This window comes from Thalassobaculum sp. (assembly GCF_040219615.1).
Taxonomy (GTDB): Bacteria; Pseudomonadota; Alphaproteobacteria; order Thalassobaculales; family Thalassobaculaceae; genus Thalassobaculum_A.
On the sequence record NZ_JAVJSE010000009.1, the window covers coordinates 55921 to 70359 of the forward strand.

Sequence of the window (14439 nt, forward strand, 5' to 3'; positions counted from 1 at the left end):
CGAGGGCCGCGAAGGGCTAGAACCCCTTGCCCATCAAGTCGCCGGCCTTGGACACCAGGTACAGCACGCCGAGGCCGCCGACCAGGATCACGGTCAGCCACAGTATCGCCTTCACGGCGACCGAGACGTCCTGGTTCCGGCCCTTCCTGGGCTTGCCGGCCGGCCGCGACGGCGCCGAGCCCGTGGCGGCGACTGCGGCCGCCGCCTCGGCCGCCTTGGCGGCGGCCGGCGGGGGCGCCGCCGACTTCTCGCGCGGCGCCTTCGAAGTGTCGTAGACGACGATCTCCTTGCCGTCGCCGGTCTTGGGATCGAAGGTGTCCCGGATGACCTTGACGCCGTCGAAGCGCTTCTCGCCGTGCAACTGCTTGGCGACCTCGATCGAGGACTCGCGGTCCGGGTAGGTGGAGTCGATGACCCACTGCCCCCCTTTCAGCGTATGCACCTCGTAGAGACTCTGCGCCATCCCTCGCCCTCACCGGCCCCGCCCAGTTGCGGGCATTGTATCGGCTCGGAATCCGCAAGTCAGCCCAAAGCCTAAGCAGTCTCGGCTACGGCTCAACAAAAAGGCCCCGCCGGTTTCCCGGCGGGGCCCTCCGATCGTGTCGCGGCGGCCGCGCTATTCGCGATTGCCGAACAGGTGCAGCAGCATGATGAACAGGTTGATGAAGTCGAGGTACAGCCTCAGCGCACCCATAATCGCCTTCTTGCCGGCGACGTCCGAGCCGTCGAGTTCGTTGTACATCTCCTTGATCTGCTGGGTGTCGTAGGCGGTCAGGCCGGAGAACACCAGCACGCCGATCACCGAGATCGCGAACTGCAGGGCCGTCGAGGCCAGGAAGATGTTCACGATCGAGGCGATGATGATGCCGAACAGCCCCATGATCAGGAACGATCCGAAGCCCGACAGGTCGCGCTTGGTGGTGTAGCCGTACAGGCTGAGCCCGCCGAAGGCGGCGGCGGTGATGAAGAACACCCGCGCCACGCTCTCGCCGGTGAAGACCATGAACACCGACGATAGCGACAGCCCCATCAGGGCCGCGAACACGTAGAACGCGATCCGGGCGCCGCCGAGCGACATCGAACTGACGCGCGCCGACAGCAGGAACACCATGCCGATCGGGGCGAACATGATCACCCACTTCAGCGGCGACAGGTAGATCGCCTGGCCGAAGCCGGTCAGCGCGCCGTCCTGGACCGCCAGCAGCGTGGTGCCGAACGCGACCAGGCCGGTGAAGGCAAGCGCCGCCACCATGTGGTTGTAGACGCCGAGCATGTACTGGCGGAGCCCGACGTCGTAGTGCGCGACATCGGCGTCGGCCCGGCTCATGTATTTGCGATCATAGTCCATCTGAAACCTCATGCTGTGCCGACACGGTCGGAGATGCTGAGAAGATAAGGCGGGCAGGGCGACCATTCAATACGGGCCGGACCGAAACCGTTCGCGATTCGGCGACTTCCGGGCCGGAACCGTCCGGCCGACCGGCGACCGCCGTCGAGCCGCTTGTCGCCCGCGCCGGACCGCGCTACCTGAGGGGCGCCGAGAGGAGGCGGGAATGGACCCCGAACGCCTGTTGCGAAGGCTGTCCGCGGCCGGCGCGGACGCCGACTACGAACTGGATCTGCGCGGCCTCGACCGCCTGCATGCCGAGGAGTCGGTGCGCCGGATGCTGGAGCGCAACCGCTTCACGGAACCGCGCAGCATCCGTGTCCAGCTGCAGCCGCCGCCGGAGGGCGGTGGCGAGACCCTGTTCCAGCCGATCGGCCGCCTGCTTCTGGAGGCCCGCCGGCACGGCCTTCTGAGCCACCTGTCGCCGCTGCCGCCGGAGAAGGGCGTGGGCTACCGGATCGAGACCGTCGGCAAACCGGAGCGCGAGACCGAGGGGCCGCCGCTCGACTAGGATCCGGCGACCGCGGGAAAAGCCGGGGTCACTCGGCCGCGGCGGCACGCGCCTCGCGGCGGTTGAGCCTGGCGCTCTCGCTCTTGAGCTGGCCGCAGGCGGCCAGGATGTCGCGGCCGCGCGGCGTGCGCACCGGGGAGGCGTAGCCGGCCTTGAGCACCACCTGGGCGAACCGCTCGATGGTGTCGTCGTCCGAGCACACGTAGTTCGAGCCCGGCCAAGGGTTGAACGGGATCAGGTTGATCTTGGCCGGGATGCCGTCGATCAGCGCGACCAGCCGCCGGGCGTCCTCGGGCGCGTCGTTGACGCCGGCCAGCATGACGTATTCGAAGGTGATACGGCGCGCGTTGTTCAGGCCCGGATAGCTCCGGCAGGCGTCCAGCAGCTCGGATATCGGCCATTTGCGGTTGATCGGCACCAGCTCGTCGCGGACCGCGTCGGTGGTGGCGTGCAGCGAAATCGCCAGGTTGACCCCGAGCTCGGCCCCGCAGCGCGCCATCATCGGCACCACGCCGGAGGTCGACAGCGTGATCCGCCGCTTCGACAGGGCGATGCCCTCGCCGTCCATGACGATCCGCAGCGCCGAGGCCACGCCGTCGAAATTGTACAGCGGCTCGCCCATGCCCATCAGAACGATGTTGGTGAGACGGCGGTCGGGCTGGCTGGTCGGATAGCCGCCCAGGTGGTCGAGCGCGACCAGCACCTGGCCGACGATCTCCGCCGGCGTCAGGTTGCGCACCAGGCGCTGGGTCCCGGTGTGGCAGAACGAGCAGGTCAGCGTGCAGCCCACCTGCGAGGAGACGCAGAGCGTGCCGCGATCCTCCTCCGGGATGAACACGGCCTCCGCCTCGTTGCCGTCGGCGAACCGCAGCAGCCACTTGATGGTGCCGTCGACGCTGTCCTGGCGGGTCACCACCGCCGGTCGCGAGATCCGGAAGGTCTCCGCCAACCGGCCGCGGAGCGGCTTCGCCAGCGTGGTCATCGCCTGGAAATCGGTGACGCCGCGGTGGTAGAGCCAATGCCAGATCTGGCCGGCCCGGAACTTCGGCAGGCCGATCTCCGCCAGCGCCGCCGCCAGCGCATCGCGCTCCAGCCCGATCAGGTCCGGGCGCGGATCGGCGACGGCCGGACGGCCGGCGAAGGCCAGCAGTTCGGCACGCGCTTCGGTCGCGCTCGTATCAGGGGTCGCGGCAAGATCGGACATGGCGACACATATGCGTCGGCAAGGCCCGCGACGCAAGCGTTCCGCTGGTTCCGCCGGCTATTTCGGGCAGGTCTTGTCGATGGTCTTCTTGGTGGCGGTGAAGCCGATCAGCGAATAGGTGTCGGTGGTCTCGGTGCCGCGCGACGAGATGCCCTTCACCACCATGTCGGCGCCGTTGACCATCGCCTCCACCATGTCGCGGTCGTCCTCCGGGCCCTGGGTCCACGCCTTGTCGGCCGCCGTGAACAGGTCGAAGGTCCGACCGCCGATCGCCACGCTGACGGTGCTGTCGTCCTTGTAGGGATAGCCCGCCACGAAACTGACTTCGCCGCGCCCGCCGGTGGTCGGATCGTTGGTGACCAGCACGAAGGCGGGGTCCCGCTTGCTGTAGTCGCCGACGGATTTCTTCGGCGCGCTCGCCATGTAGCAGACCGTCGCCTGGCCCTTCTTGAAGGTGTAGGCCTTCCAGTCGCCATTCTCGCCGCCCGGGATCACGGTCTGCGCGAGTGCCCCGCCGCCGACCGCCACCAGACCGAGCCATACCAGAGAGCCGATAGCCCTCGCGCGCATCCGCCGCATGGTTCCTCGCACGTCCGTCCCATATCACGCTGCCAAGGATGGCATGCCATTCCCAGCAACGGAATTCAATGCGGGCGATCGGGCGACATCAAGGCAACGGCATGACTTTCGCCGGAACCGCCGCTGCGGGTATAGGCTACGCCGAGGGTGCCAAGGCCGGTTGCGGGCGGCCGATGCCTGCCGCAAAGTCGCCCGATGGAGACCACGACCACTTCGAGCACCGCCGCGAACATCTACGACGGGCTCGTCGAAGCGATCGCGGTGCGGGCCGACCGGACCGCCTTCGCCGAGCTGTTCGCGCATTTCGCGCCCCGCCTGAAGGCTTATCTGATGCGGCTGGGCAGCGATCCTGCGACCGCCGAGGAGGTCGTGCAGGAAGTCATGCTCACGATCTGGCGCAAGGCCGCGAGCTTCGACCGCAGGCAGGCCTCGGCCTCGACCTGGATCTTCACGATCGCCCGGAACCGGCGCATCGACCGTCTGCGGCGCGAGCGCCGGCCGGAGTTCGACCCGAACGATCCCGCCCTGGTGCCGGACGCCCCCGAGGACGCCGACCGCACGGTCTGGACCGGCCAGATCGAGGGCCGGGTCCGCGCCGCCATCGAATCTCTGCCGCCGGAGCAATCCGATCTGATCCGGCTTGCGTACTTCGAGGAGCAATCGCACCGGGAAATCGCCGAACGCAGCGGCCTGCCGCTCGGCACGGTGAAGTCCCGGATCCGCTTGGCCATGCAGAGGCTGCGCGAGAGGATCGACGACCTTGACTGATACCGCCCCGACCTTTCACCCGGAGTCCGAGGCCGTGCTGGCCTATGCCGCCGGCGGGCTCGACGAGGCCCATGCCGTGCTGGTGGCCACCCACCTCGCCCTGTGCCCGCGGTGCCGGGCCGAGGTCGCCAGGCTGGAGGCGGTCGGCGGCGCCCTGACGGCGTCGATCGAGCCGGCTCCGATGAGCGCCGGCGCCCTGGCCGCCACCCTGGCCCGCCTCGACGAGCCTGGAGCCGAGCCCGAGCCATCGGCCGCCGTCGCCTACGACGACGAGACCCTGCACGCGATTCCCGCTCCCCTGCGCGACTACCTGGGCGGCAACCTGTCCGGCCTGCCCTGGAAGTGGCGCGGCCCGACGATCCGGGAACTGCCGCTGTCGATCGGCAGCGGGACGGCGCGCGCCACGCTGATCCGGGTGCGCCCGGGTGCGGCCATACCCGCCCATACCCATGCCGGCACCGAGGCCACGCTGGTCCTGCGCGGCGCGTACCAGGACGCCACCGGCCGGTTCGGGCGCGGCGACGTGGAGACCGCGAGCAGCGACCTGGACCACCGGCCGGTCGCGACCGCCGACAGCGAGTGCATCTGCTTCTCGGTGATCGACGGACCGCTGTCGCTGACCGGCCCGATCGGCCGGCTGCTCAATCCGTTCCTGAAGATCTGACCGGCCGGGCCTACAGCTCGACGCGCGGCGCCGCGGTCGCGCGGGCGTTGCGCTTGCGCTCCTTCTTCACCCAGAGCGGCGGGCCGAACTGCGGCATCGGGACCGGCTCGACCGGGCCGCCCGGCCGGTGCGGGCGGGGCGCGAACAGCCCCATGCACAGCATCCGGTCGTACATCACCATGGCCCCGGCGACCGCCAGGTTGATCGAGAATCGCGACGGGATCTTCACCACGTGGTCGCAGCGTGCCAGCAGTTCGTCCGAGAGCGATCCGCGCTCGCGGCCCAGCACATAGGCCGCCCGCCGCGGGTGGTGGAAGCTGGGCAGCGGGATCGCGTCGTCGGTGATCTCGATGCCGACCAGCTCGCAGCCCTTCGGCAGCATCACCGCCCCGGGTTCGCCGAACTCGTAGTAGGGCAGGCTTCCGGTGGCGTCGGAGGTGTCCACGCGCCCCCATTGGGCCCCGGCGTGCACCCGGCCGATCGAGAACACGAAGCTGGCGCTGAAGGCGTGGGCGGTCCGCATCAGCGCGGCGACGTTCATCGCCTTGTTGATGTCTTCCGCCCCGATTCCGAAGTATCCACGCATGGCGCGCGACCTTGCCCGACCGCGGGCGTCGAGGCAAGGTGAGGCCCCCATCTGCGGAGTCCTGGAGCCATGAACGAGATTTCCCCGATCGCCGCGCCCGACGGCTCGGTCCTGCGCGTACACGCCGGCCGCCCCGATGCCCCGATCGCCGTCGAGGTGACCCGCGGCGGGATGGTGGAGAGCGTCCACCGGGTGATCGCCGCGGTGGTCGACGCCGACGGCCGGGCGGTGTCGTCCTGGGGCGACATCGACCGGCTGGTCTACGGCCGCTCCGCTATCAAGCCGATCCAGGCGCTGCCTGTGCTCGAGAGCGGAGCGGCTGAGGCCCAGGGCCTGGACGACGCCGAGGTCACCCTGTGCTGCGCCAGCCATTCCGGCGAGCCGATGCATGTCGACCGGGTGGTCGCCTGGCTGGGCCGCATGGGGCTGTCGGCCGACGACCTTGAATGCGGCCCGCAGATGCCGGGCCACGAGCCGTCGGCCCGCACCCTGATCCAGGCCGGCACCGCCCCGACCCGGGCGCACAACAACTGCTCCGGCAAGCACAGCGGCATGCTGACCACCGCCGTGCACCTGGGCGAGCCGACCAAGGGCTACACCGGCGACGACCACCCGGTGCAGAAGCGCCTGAAGGCGGTGATGGCCGAGATGAGCGGCTGCGACCTGTCGGGCGTCCCGACCGGCTACGACGGCTGCGGCATCCCGGTGTACGGGGTCCCGCTGAAGGGGCTCGCCACCGCCATGGCCCGCTTCGCCGATCCCGCGGGCCTGTCCGCCGGCCGCCGCGCCGCGGTCGAGCGGATCGTCGCCGCCTGCGCCAAGCACCCGCTGCTGATCGGCGGCACCGACCGGTTCAACAGCACGGTCCTGGCCGAGACCGGCACCCGCTGCCTGCTGAAGAGCGGGGCGGAAGGCGTGTTCGCCGGCGCCGCGATCGACCGGGGGCTGGGCATCTGCCTGAAGGTCGACGACGGCACCGGCCGCGCCGCCCAGGCCGCGTTCGGCGCCATCCTGGTGCACCTCGGCGTGCTCGACGCCGACGCCCAGCGCCGCCTCGCGAACGCGCTGACCCCGCCGATCCGCAACTGGGCGGGCCGGCTGGTCGGCGTGGTGCGGCCGGCGCCGGACCTGGCGTTCTGAGCGTGACATCCGGGCAGCGATGACCTCGACCGACGACCGGGTACGCGAGCAGTACGAGGCCTACCCGTACCCCCACCGCGACCCGCGGGACGAGCATCGCCGCCTGGTCGAGGGCTCGCCCAGCGACCTGGACGAGATCCGGCATTTCGTGTTCGGCGGCCGGCTCGACCTCGGCCGGCCGTTCCGGGCGCTGGTGGCGGGCGGCGGCACCGGCGACGCCGCCATCATGCTGGCCCAGCACCTGGCGACCGCCGGCGCGAGCGACGCCGAGGTGGTCTATCTCGACCTGTCGACCGCCTCGCGCCGGATCGCGGAGGCGCGGGCCACCGAGCGCGGACTCGCCAACATGCGGTTCGTGACCGGGGTGCTCGAGGAGGTCGGGACGCTGGCGCCCGGACCCTACGACTACATCGACTGCTGCGGCGTGCTGCACCATCTGGCCAGCCCGGAGGCCGGGCTGGCGGCGCTGGCGGCGCAGCTGGCGCCGACCGGCGGCATGGGCCTGATGCTGTACGGCACCTACGGCCGGGCCGGCGTGTACCCGGTGCAGGAGGCGCTCGCCCAGCTGGCCGACGACCTGCCCGACCCGCAGCGCCTGGCGGCGGTGCGCAAGCTGCTGGCCGGACTGCCGTCGAGCCACCTGCTGAAGCGCAACCCGCTGCTGGCCGACCACCGCGGCGGCGAGGACGCCCATCTCTACGACCTGCTGCTGCACCGCCGCGACCGGTCCTACCGGGTGCCCGAGCTGTCGGCCCTGCTGGCCGGCGCCGGGCTGGCACCGCTGGCCTGGATCGAGCCGGCGCGCTACGCCCCCGAGACCTATCTGGCCGACCCGGCGCTGCGCCGACGCGCCGCCGCGCTGCCGGCGGTCGAGCGGGCGGCCCTGGCGGAGCGGCTGTCGACCGCCATGACCAAGCACGTCCTGTATGCCGGACACGCCGACCGTCCGGCGGTCGCGGAGGCCGATCCGGGGGCCGACGGCTGCGTGCTGGCGCTGCGCGGCCTCGACCCGGCGGCGACCGCCAGGGGCCTGAAGCCGGGCGGCACCCTGCAGGCCGAGATCGCCGGCGCCGCCTACCGGGCGCCGCTGCCGGCCCTGGCACCGGCGATCGTCGCCCGGGTCGACGGGCGACGCACGGTGGCGGCGATCCGGGCCGACATGGCGGCGGCCGGCGTCGCGCTGCCGGACCCGGCCGGGTTCGCCGGCCAGGTCCGCGCCGTGTTCGCCGCGTTTCACGGCATCAACCGCATGCTGGTACGGCACGCCGGGTGAGGGTCCGCGGCGGTCGCAAAGAAAACGGCCGGACCCGAAGGCCCGGCCGAAGTCACCACAGGGAACTCATGGGCGGGAACGCCGGCGCCCGCAAGTGCCGGCAAGGATAGTCGCGGGCGCCGTCCCGGTGCCGGCGGAGGGGGGATCCGACGGCATGGTCACCGGGGAGTCTGGACGGCGCCCGAGGGCGCGGACGCCCCGGCGCGGGCCGGAGCGTCCGGTTATCCGGTCAGGCCGTCCAGAACGGCTTGTCGGCCTCGGCGCGCGCGACGCTGCGATCGACGCCGATGTCCTGCAGCATGCGGTCGTCCATCTCCGCCAGGGTGGCGCGCTGCTTGAGGCGCTCGCCCCAGGTGGCGAGGACGGCGAACGGAGCCGACAGGATGCGCTCGGCGATCGAGGACTGGGCTCCGCACACGGCGGAGGCCCCGAACATCGGGCGAGCGGTCGCGATCAGGAACCGGCTCATGGGAACCTCCTTCATAAATGTTTAACGATCTGGTCTGGGATCGAAGGTGGATAACCTTCGTAACCTGTTTGCTGACGGGATATTTATGGCGGGGCTCGCTTGCGTACAAACGATAGTTTCTCATATGATCCATTAGCTGAACTTATTCGAATGGAACCATCGTGCGGCGCCTGCCACCGCTCAACGCCCTGCGTGCCTTCGAGGCCGCCGCCCGCAACCTGAGCTTCACCAAGGCGGCCGGCGAACTGCATGTGACCCAGGCCGCGATCAGCCACCAGATCAAGGCGCTGGAAGAGTGGCTGGGCATGCCGCTGTTCCGCCGCCAGAACCGCTCGCTGCTGCTGACCGACGCCGGCCAGGCCTATCTGCCGCCGCTGCGCGAGTCCTTCGACCGCATACAGGACGCCACCGCCAAGCTGCGCCAGCGCGACAGGAGCGGGGCGCTGACGGTCGGCACCTTCACCAGCTTCGCCGCCAAGTGGCTGGTCCCCCGTCTCGGCCGGTTCGCCACCGCGCATCCCGACATCGAGGTGCGGCTGGCGATCAACGACGTCCTGGTCGACTTCGCCGCCGACGCGGTCGAGGTCGCCATCCGCTACGGTCGCGGCGACTGGAAGGGGCTGTATGCCGAACGGCTGATGACCGAGGTGGTGTTCGTGGTGTGCAGCCCGAAGCTGCTGGACGGCCCGGCGCCGCTGCAGCGCCCCGAGGACCTGCGCCATCACACCATGCTGCACGACGACCTGCCGGAGGACTGGGACACCTGGCTGGAGGCGGCCGGGGTCGGCGGCATCAAGGCCCGCCGGGATCTGGCGTTCAATCACTCGGAAATGGTCCTGCAGGCGGCGATCGACGGCCTGGGAGTGGCCCTCGGGCGCAGCGTGCTGGTCGCCGACGACCTGGCGGCCGGCCGGTTGGTCAAGCCGTTCGACCTCGAACTGCCGACCCAGGCCGCCTACTACATCGCCTGCCCGGAGGGCACGCAGGACCGTCCGAAGGTGAAGGCGCTGCGCGACTGGGTGACGAGCGAGGTCGTCCGCGACGCGGCCGCCGCCGCTACCGCCGCCGAATAGGTCGGCCCGGCCGGACCTAGGTTCCGGTCGGGGTGAACTGGTCCGGCCGCTTGCCGAAGATCCGCTCGAACGCGGCGTTGACCCGCTCGACGTCGTCGCTGGTCGGGTTCAGCGGGGCTTCGGCGAAATCCTTGCCCTGCTTGAGCTCGCGCGCGCACATCTCGATGTACACGTCCATCAGCTCGCGGAACGCCGAGAACGACTTGTTCCCCAGGGTGCTGGACCGCACCTCGAACACCGACACGATGGCGCCCATCCGGCGAACCATCGCATCCAGGTCCTTGAATCGCCCGGCGTCGAACGCCACCCCAACCTCCCTGCAGCACCCGAATCAGCAGACGGCACTATAGGCGAGCGGCACACGCCCCGTCACGCGCCGCCGCGCGCCGTCGGTGCCGGGGGTGCGCCGGTCCGGCGATGACACTAGACTGGCGGTCGGCGTGACTAGGCGCCGCGGCCCCACAACCCGCGGAGAATCAGGAATGGGCTTGATCCGCCAGCTGCTGATCCTCGCCCTGATCGCCGGACTCGGCGGGGCGGCATGGACCACCCTGGACCCGCTCGCCGAACCGGACTCCGGAGCGGCGCCGAAGCGCGGCGACCGCGAAACCCGGGTCGTGGTGGTGGCGTCCAAGGTCGACTTCGTGGCCGAGCGGGTGCGGGTCAAGGCCGTCGGCACCGCCCGCGCCCTGCGGTCCGCCAGCCTGCATCCGGCGGCGGCCGGGCTGGTCCAGGCGGTCAACTTCTCGGCCGACGCCCGGGTCGAACAGGGCGACGTGCTGCTGGAACTCGACCGGGCGACCGAGGAACTCGCGGTCGAGCTCGCCCGCGTCCGGCTGGCCGACGCCGACCGGGTGTTCCGCCGCCTGCAGCGCCTGAGCGCGACCGGCGCGGCGGCCCAGGTGTCGCTGGACGACGCCCGCACCGCCCTCGAAGCCACCCGCATCGAACTGCGGCGCGCCGAGGTGGCGCTGGCCGACCGCTTCGTCCTGGCGCCCTTCGCCGGCCGCACCGGCCTGACCGAGATCGACGTCGGCGACCGGATCGACCCGGGCACCGAGATCGCGACCCTGGACGACCGCTCGACCCTGCTGATCCGCTTCGAGGTCCCGGAGGCGCTGCACGGCAGGCTCGGCATCGGCGCGTCGGTCAACGTCGCGCCCTGGTCCGAGGCGGACGACCGGATCGCCGGCGAAATCGTGGACGTCGGCAGCCGGGTGTCGGAGCAGACCCGGACCTTCGTGGTGCGCGCCCGGATCGCCAACCCGGACGACCGCCTGCGGCCCGGCATGAGCTTCCGGGTGAGTGTCGACATCGAGGGCAACGTGCATCCGGAGGTCCCCGAGGTGGCGATTCAATGGGGTGGCGAAGGGTCGTATCTCTGGGCGCTGACCGGCGACGTCGCGCGCCGGATCCCGGCGGTGATCGTGCAGCGCCAGGCCGGCCGGGTCCTGGTCGATGCCGGCCTGAAGGTCGGCGACCTGGTGGTGATCGAGGGCCATCACCGGATGCGCGAGGGCGTGCGCGCCGACCTGCTGCCGGCCAAGCCCGCGCATGTCGGCCCGCTGCAGGTCCGGATCGAAGGAGCCGGCTCGTGAGCGACCTGCCCGCGAGCGGCGGGACCGCAAACGGTGGTGTCGCCGGCGACCTGCCGTCGCTCAGCGTCCGGCGGCCGCTGCTCGCCCTGGTGCTGAACCTGCTGATCGCGCTGGCCGGCGTGGCAGCGATGCTGGCGGTCGAAGTCCGCGAGCTGCCGAACGTCGACCGACCGATCGTGACGGTGCGCGGGATCCTGGACGGCGCGTCGCCGGAAACCATGGACCGCGAGGTCACCAGCATCGTCGAGGGCGCGGTCGCGCGGGTGAACGGGGTTCGCGAGATCCATTCGTCCAGCGAGGAGGACAACTTCCGCATGCGCGTCGAGTTCGGCCCCGGCGCCGATCTCGACACCGCCGCTTCCGACGTCCGCGAGGCGGTCAGCCGGGCCCAGCGCGAACTGCCGGACGGCATCGAGCAGCTGACCGTGGTCAAGGCCGACGCCGACTCGAGCCCGATCATGCGGCTGGCGGTGCGCGGGGCGAACATCCGCGAGGACGATCTGGCGCGGATCGTCGAGAACGACATCATCCCGGAGCTGATCTCGATCGACGGGGTCGCCGACGTCACCCTGTTCGGCGACCGCGAGCGGCAGGTCCGCGTGGTGGTCGACCCGCTGCGGCTGACCGCCTACCGGCTGGCGGTGGCCGACGTGATCGCGGTGCTCGAGCGCGCCCCCTTCGACATCCCGACCGGCAGCTTCGCGTCCGAGGAGCAGGAGCTGATCGTGCGGGCCGACGCCACCGTCGAGACCGCCGCCGAGATCGAGGCGATGGTGATCCGCGACCCGGTCCGGATCGGCGACGTGGCGCAGGTGTCGTTCGGGCCGGCCGATGCCGAGAGCATGGTGCGGGTCGACGGCCTGCCGGTGATCGGGCTCGGCATCGTCCGGCAGGCGCAGTCGAACACGGTCGAGATCTCGGCGCGGGTGCGGACCGCGACCCAGGCCCTGAACGACCGCTTCGAGCGGGTCGAGCTGACCGTCATCTCCGACGACGCCCTGTTTATCCGCGGGTCGATCCGCGAGGTGGCGATCAGCCTCGCCCTGGCGGTCTTGATCGTGATCGCCACCCTCTGGGTGTTCCTGGGCTCGCCGAGCGCCACGCTGATCCCCTGCGCGTCGATCCCGGTCGCGCTGATCGGGTCGGTGGCGGCGATCTGGCTGCTGGGCTTCTCGATCAACATCCTCACCCTGCTGGCCCTGGTGCTGGCGACCGGCCTGATCGTCGACGACAGCATCGTGGTGCTGGAGAACATCCAGCGCCGCCGCGGCCAGTCCCTGGGTGCGCGCGCCGCCGCGGTGCTGGGCACCCGGCAGGTGTTCTTCGCGGTGATCGCCACAACCGCCACCCTGGTGTCGGTGTTCGTGCCGATCTCGTTCCTGCCGAGCACCGCCGGACGGCTGTTCCGGGAGTTCGGCTTCGTGCTGTCGATCGCGGTGCTGATCTCGTCCTTCGTGGCCCTCACCCTGGTGCCGGCGCTGGCGGCCCGGCTCGGCAGCCAGCCGCCGGCCGGCCGCGGCGTCCGCGGCGCGCTGGCGCGGCTCGGCGACCGGCTGCTCGGGCTGTACGCGCGCAGCCTGCGGGCCGCCCTGGCCGCCCCGCTGCTGGTGGCGGCGGCCGGGCTGGCGCTGGCCGGCGGCGCCTGGCTGGCGTTCCAGCAGCTGGACCGCGAGCTGCTGCCGCCGGAGGACCGCGGCACGATCTACGCGTTCGGCACCGGACCCGACGGCGTCGGGCTGGCCTACAGCGACCGCCAGGCCCACCGCATGGAGGAGGTGCTGCAGCCCTATGTCGAAGACGGGATCGTGGAGTCGCTGTTCACCATCGTCGGCCGCTACGACCGGCACCGGGTGTTCGTCGCCGCCCCGCTCGCCCCCTGGGACCGGCGCGACCGCAGCCAGCAGTCGCTGATCGCCGAGATCGCCGGGAAGATGAACGCCATCCCCGGCGTCCGGATCCGGGTGTACGGGACCAACAGCCTGAACCTGCGGGGTGCGGGCGGCGGGGTCGAGGCGGCCCTGGTCGGCAACGACTACCTGCAGCTCTACGAGGCCGCCACCCGCCTGGCCCGCGACATAGAGAGCCGGATTCCCATCCTGTCGGACGTCCGGGTCTCCTACCAGCCGACCCAGCCGCAGCTGTCGGTCCGGATCGACCGCCAGCGCGCTTCCGACCTCGGGATCCCGCTCGACGACCTGGCCGACACCCTCAGGGTCATGATCGACGGCTTCGAGGTCGCCGACCTGAACGTCCGCGACGAGACCATCCCGATCCGCCTGGAACCGCACAGCGGCAAGATCGACGACCCGACGGACCTGACGAACCTGTATGTGCGGACCGCCGCCGGCGACCTGGTCCCGCTGTCCAGCCTGGTATCGCTGCGGGAGGAGGGCGTGGCCAACGAGCTCGACCGCCACGTCCAGCGACGGGCCGTCGAGATCGACGCCGACCTCGCGCCCGGCATGCCGCTGGACCGGGCGGTCGACGACGTGCGCGCACTGGCGGCCGAAGCCCTGCCGGAGAACATCGACTTCATCCTGCTCGGCGAGGCCGAGGTCCTGAAGGCGGCCGAGCGCGAGGTCGCGATCACCTACGCGATCGCGGTGGTCGTGGTGTTCCTGGTGCTGGTCGCGCAGTTCGAGAGCGTGACCAGCGCCGCCATCGTGCTGCTGACCGTGCCGTTCGGGGTCGCCGCCGCGATCTACGCCCTGCTGCTGACCGGCACCTCGGTCAACATCTACAGCCAGATCGGCCTGGTGATGATGATCGGGCTGATGGCCAAGAACGGCATCCTGCTGGTGGAGTTCGCCGACCAGCTGCGCGACCGCGGCATGTCGGTGCGCCAGGCCGTCGAGCGGGCCGCCGTGGTGCGGCTCCGGCCGATCGTCATGACCATGGTGTCGACCGTGCTGGGCGGGCTGCCGCTGATCCTGAGCGGCGGCCCCGGCGCCGAGGCGCGCGAGTCCATCGGCTGGGTGGTGTTCGGCGGACTCGGCCTGGCCGCGGCGTTCACCCTGTACCTGACCCCGGTGGTCTATCTCGGCCTCGCCCGGCTGTCGCCGGCGCGCGGCCGGGCCGGCGAGCGGCTGCGCCGCGAGATGGCGCACGCCGGGACCGTCCCGGACAACGCCGAGGCGGCGGAATAGCCGGCGGTCGGCGCCGCTCGTTCGGCGCTTCGCCTCGCGCG

General features: G+C 71.2%; 15 protein-coding genes. 8 read left to right on the forward strand and 7 right to left on the reverse strand.

Going from position 1 to position 14439, the window contains the following annotated elements; translation table 11 throughout:
• Positions 1-16 precede the first annotated feature (16 nt).
• Both RIC31_RS04380 and RIC31_RS04385 read right to left on the reverse strand, forming a co-directional pair.
• A complete protein-coding gene (locus RIC31_RS04380) occupies positions 17-463 on the reverse strand; it encodes a hypothetical protein (protein ID WP_350103412.1) in 447 nt (148 codons plus the stop codon).
• 153 nt (positions 464-616) lie between these two features.
• Complete coding sequence (locus tag RIC31_RS04385; RefSeq protein ID WP_350103414.1) at positions 617-1348, reverse strand: Bax inhibitor-1/YccA family protein; 732 nt, start codon at positions 1346-1348, stop codon at positions 617-619.
• Between the two features lie 205 nt (positions 1349-1553).
• Here RIC31_RS04385 and RIC31_RS04390 point away from each other — a divergent pair, with 205 nt between their 5' ends.
• On the forward strand, positions 1554-1898 hold the full coding sequence (locus RIC31_RS04390) for a hypothetical protein (RefSeq protein ID WP_350103416.1): 345 nt from the start codon (positions 1554-1556) through the stop codon (positions 1896-1898).
• A gap of 28 nt (positions 1899-1926) precedes the next feature.
• Here the strand turns inward: RIC31_RS04390 and rlmN are convergent, their stop codons facing one another.
• Together rlmN and RIC31_RS04400 are read right to left on the reverse strand one after the other, a co-directional pair.
• Positions 1927-3102: a dual-specificity RNA methyltransferase RlmN gene (gene rlmN, locus RIC31_RS04395; protein ID WP_350103418.1), complete on the reverse strand. Its 1176-nt coding sequence runs from the start codon at positions 3100-3102 to the stop codon at positions 1927-1929.
• A gap of 57 nt (positions 3103-3159) precedes the next feature.
• Positions 3160-3672 carry an invasion associated locus B family protein gene (locus tag RIC31_RS04400; RefSeq protein ID WP_350103421.1) on the reverse strand — a complete coding sequence of 171 codons (513 nt, stop codon included), beginning with the start codon at positions 3670-3672 and terminating at the stop codon, positions 3160-3162.
• Positions 3673-3876: 204 nt separating this feature from the next.
• Between RIC31_RS04400 and RIC31_RS04405 the strand changes: the two genes are divergently transcribed.
• The gene (locus tag RIC31_RS04405) at positions 3877-4449 is read left to right on the forward strand and encodes a sigma-70 family RNA polymerase sigma factor (RefSeq protein WP_350103423.1); all 573 of its coding nucleotides are present in this window, start codon (positions 3877-3879) and stop codon (positions 4447-4449) included.
• Complete coding sequence (locus tag RIC31_RS04410; protein WP_350103425.1) at positions 4442-5113, forward strand: ChrR family anti-sigma-E factor; 672 nt, start codon at positions 4442-4444, stop codon at positions 5111-5113. The genes RIC31_RS04405 and RIC31_RS04410 overlap by 8 nt, the downstream gene beginning before the upstream one ends.
• A gap of 10 nt (positions 5114-5123) precedes the next feature.
• Here the strand turns inward: RIC31_RS04410 and RIC31_RS04415 are convergent, their stop codons facing one another.
• A complete protein-coding gene (locus RIC31_RS04415; RefSeq protein WP_350103428.1) occupies positions 5124-5699 on the reverse strand; it encodes an RNA methyltransferase in 576 nt (191 codons plus the stop codon).
• A 69-nt stretch (positions 5700-5768) separates the two neighbouring features.
• Between RIC31_RS04415 and RIC31_RS04420 the strand changes: the two genes are divergently transcribed.
• Both RIC31_RS04420 and RIC31_RS04425 read left to right on the forward strand, forming a co-directional pair.
• Positions 5769-6839: an asparaginase gene (locus RIC31_RS04420; protein ID WP_350103430.1), complete on the forward strand. Its 1071-nt coding sequence runs from the start codon at positions 5769-5771 to the stop codon at positions 6837-6839.
• Positions 6840-6858: 19 nt separating this feature from the next.
• Positions 6859-8112 carry a methyltransferase gene (locus tag RIC31_RS04425; protein ID WP_350103432.1) on the forward strand — a complete coding sequence of 418 codons (1254 nt, stop codon included), beginning with the start codon at positions 6859-6861 and terminating at the stop codon, positions 8110-8112.
• Positions 8113-8341: 229 nt separating this feature from the next.
• Here RIC31_RS04425 and RIC31_RS04430 read toward each other — a convergent pair whose 3' ends face one another.
• On the reverse strand, positions 8342-8581 hold the full coding sequence (locus RIC31_RS04430; protein WP_350103434.1) for a DUF1127 domain-containing protein: 240 nt from the start codon (positions 8579-8581) through the stop codon (positions 8342-8344).
• Between the two features lie 161 nt (positions 8582-8742).
• Between RIC31_RS04430 and RIC31_RS04435 the strand changes: the two genes are divergently transcribed.
• Positions 8743-9654, forward strand: coding sequence for a transcriptional regulator GcvA (locus RIC31_RS04435; RefSeq protein WP_350103436.1), 912 nt, complete (start codon positions 8743-8745; stop codon positions 9652-9654).
• A 16-nt stretch (positions 9655-9670) separates the two neighbouring features.
• Here RIC31_RS04435 and RIC31_RS04440 read toward each other — a convergent pair whose 3' ends face one another.
• The gene (locus tag RIC31_RS04440; RefSeq protein WP_350103438.1) at positions 9671-9961 is read right to left on the reverse strand and encodes a hypothetical protein; all 291 of its coding nucleotides are present in this window, start codon (positions 9959-9961) and stop codon (positions 9671-9673) included.
• Positions 9962-10136: 175 nt separating this feature from the next.
• On the opposite strand from RIC31_RS04440, the gene RIC31_RS04445 reads away from it, so the two are divergent.
• Together RIC31_RS04445 and RIC31_RS04450 are read left to right on the forward strand one after the other, a co-directional pair.
• Positions 10137-11252 carry an efflux RND transporter periplasmic adaptor subunit gene (locus RIC31_RS04445; RefSeq protein WP_350103442.1) on the forward strand — a complete coding sequence of 372 codons (1116 nt, stop codon included), beginning with the start codon at positions 10137-10139 and terminating at the stop codon, positions 11250-11252.
• On the forward strand, positions 11249-14398 hold the full coding sequence (locus RIC31_RS04450) for an efflux RND transporter permease subunit (protein ID WP_350103446.1): 3150 nt from the start codon (positions 11249-11251) through the stop codon (positions 14396-14398). The genes RIC31_RS04445 and RIC31_RS04450 overlap by 4 nt, the downstream gene beginning before the upstream one ends.
• Positions 14399-14439 lie beyond the last annotated feature (41 nt).

Bases quoted from the DNA above. Each gene is read 5' to 3' on its own strand.
- RIC31_RS04380 (WP_350103412.1), bottom strand. From the start codon at position 463: ATGGCGCAGAGTCTCTACGAGGTGCATACGCTGAAAGGGGGGCAGTGG.
- RIC31_RS04385 (WP_350103414.1), bottom strand. From the start codon at position 1,348: ATGGACTATGATCGCAAATACATGAGCCGGGCCGACGCCGATGTCGCG.
- RIC31_RS04390 (WP_350103416.1), top strand. From the start codon at position 1,554: ATGGACCCCGAACGCCTGTTGCGAAGGCTGTCCGCGGCCGGCGCGGAC.
- rlmN (WP_350103418.1), bottom strand. From the start codon at position 3,102: ATGTCCGATCTTGCCGCGACCCCTGATACGAGCGCGACCGAAGCGCGT.
- RIC31_RS04400 (WP_350103421.1), bottom strand. From the start codon at position 3,672: ATGCGCGCGAGGGCTATCGGCTCTCTGGTATGGCTCGGTCTGGTGGCG.
- RIC31_RS04405 (WP_350103423.1), top strand. From the start codon at position 3,877: ATGGAGACCACGACCACTTCGAGCACCGCCGCGAACATCTACGACGGG.
- RIC31_RS04415 (WP_350103428.1), bottom strand. From the start codon at position 5,699: ATGCGTGGATACTTCGGAATCGGGGCGGAAGACATCAACAAGGCGATG.
- RIC31_RS04420 (WP_350103430.1), top strand. From the start codon at position 5,769: ATGAACGAGATTTCCCCGATCGCCGCGCCCGACGGCTCGGTCCTGCGC.
- RIC31_RS04425 (WP_350103432.1), top strand. From the start codon at position 6,859: ATGACCTCGACCGACGACCGGGTACGCGAGCAGTACGAGGCCTACCCG.
- RIC31_RS04430 (WP_350103434.1), bottom strand. From the start codon at position 8,581: ATGAGCCGGTTCCTGATCGCGACCGCTCGCCCGATGTTCGGGGCCTCC.
- RIC31_RS04445 (WP_350103442.1), top strand. From the start codon at position 10,137: ATGGGCTTGATCCGCCAGCTGCTGATCCTCGCCCTGATCGCCGGACTC.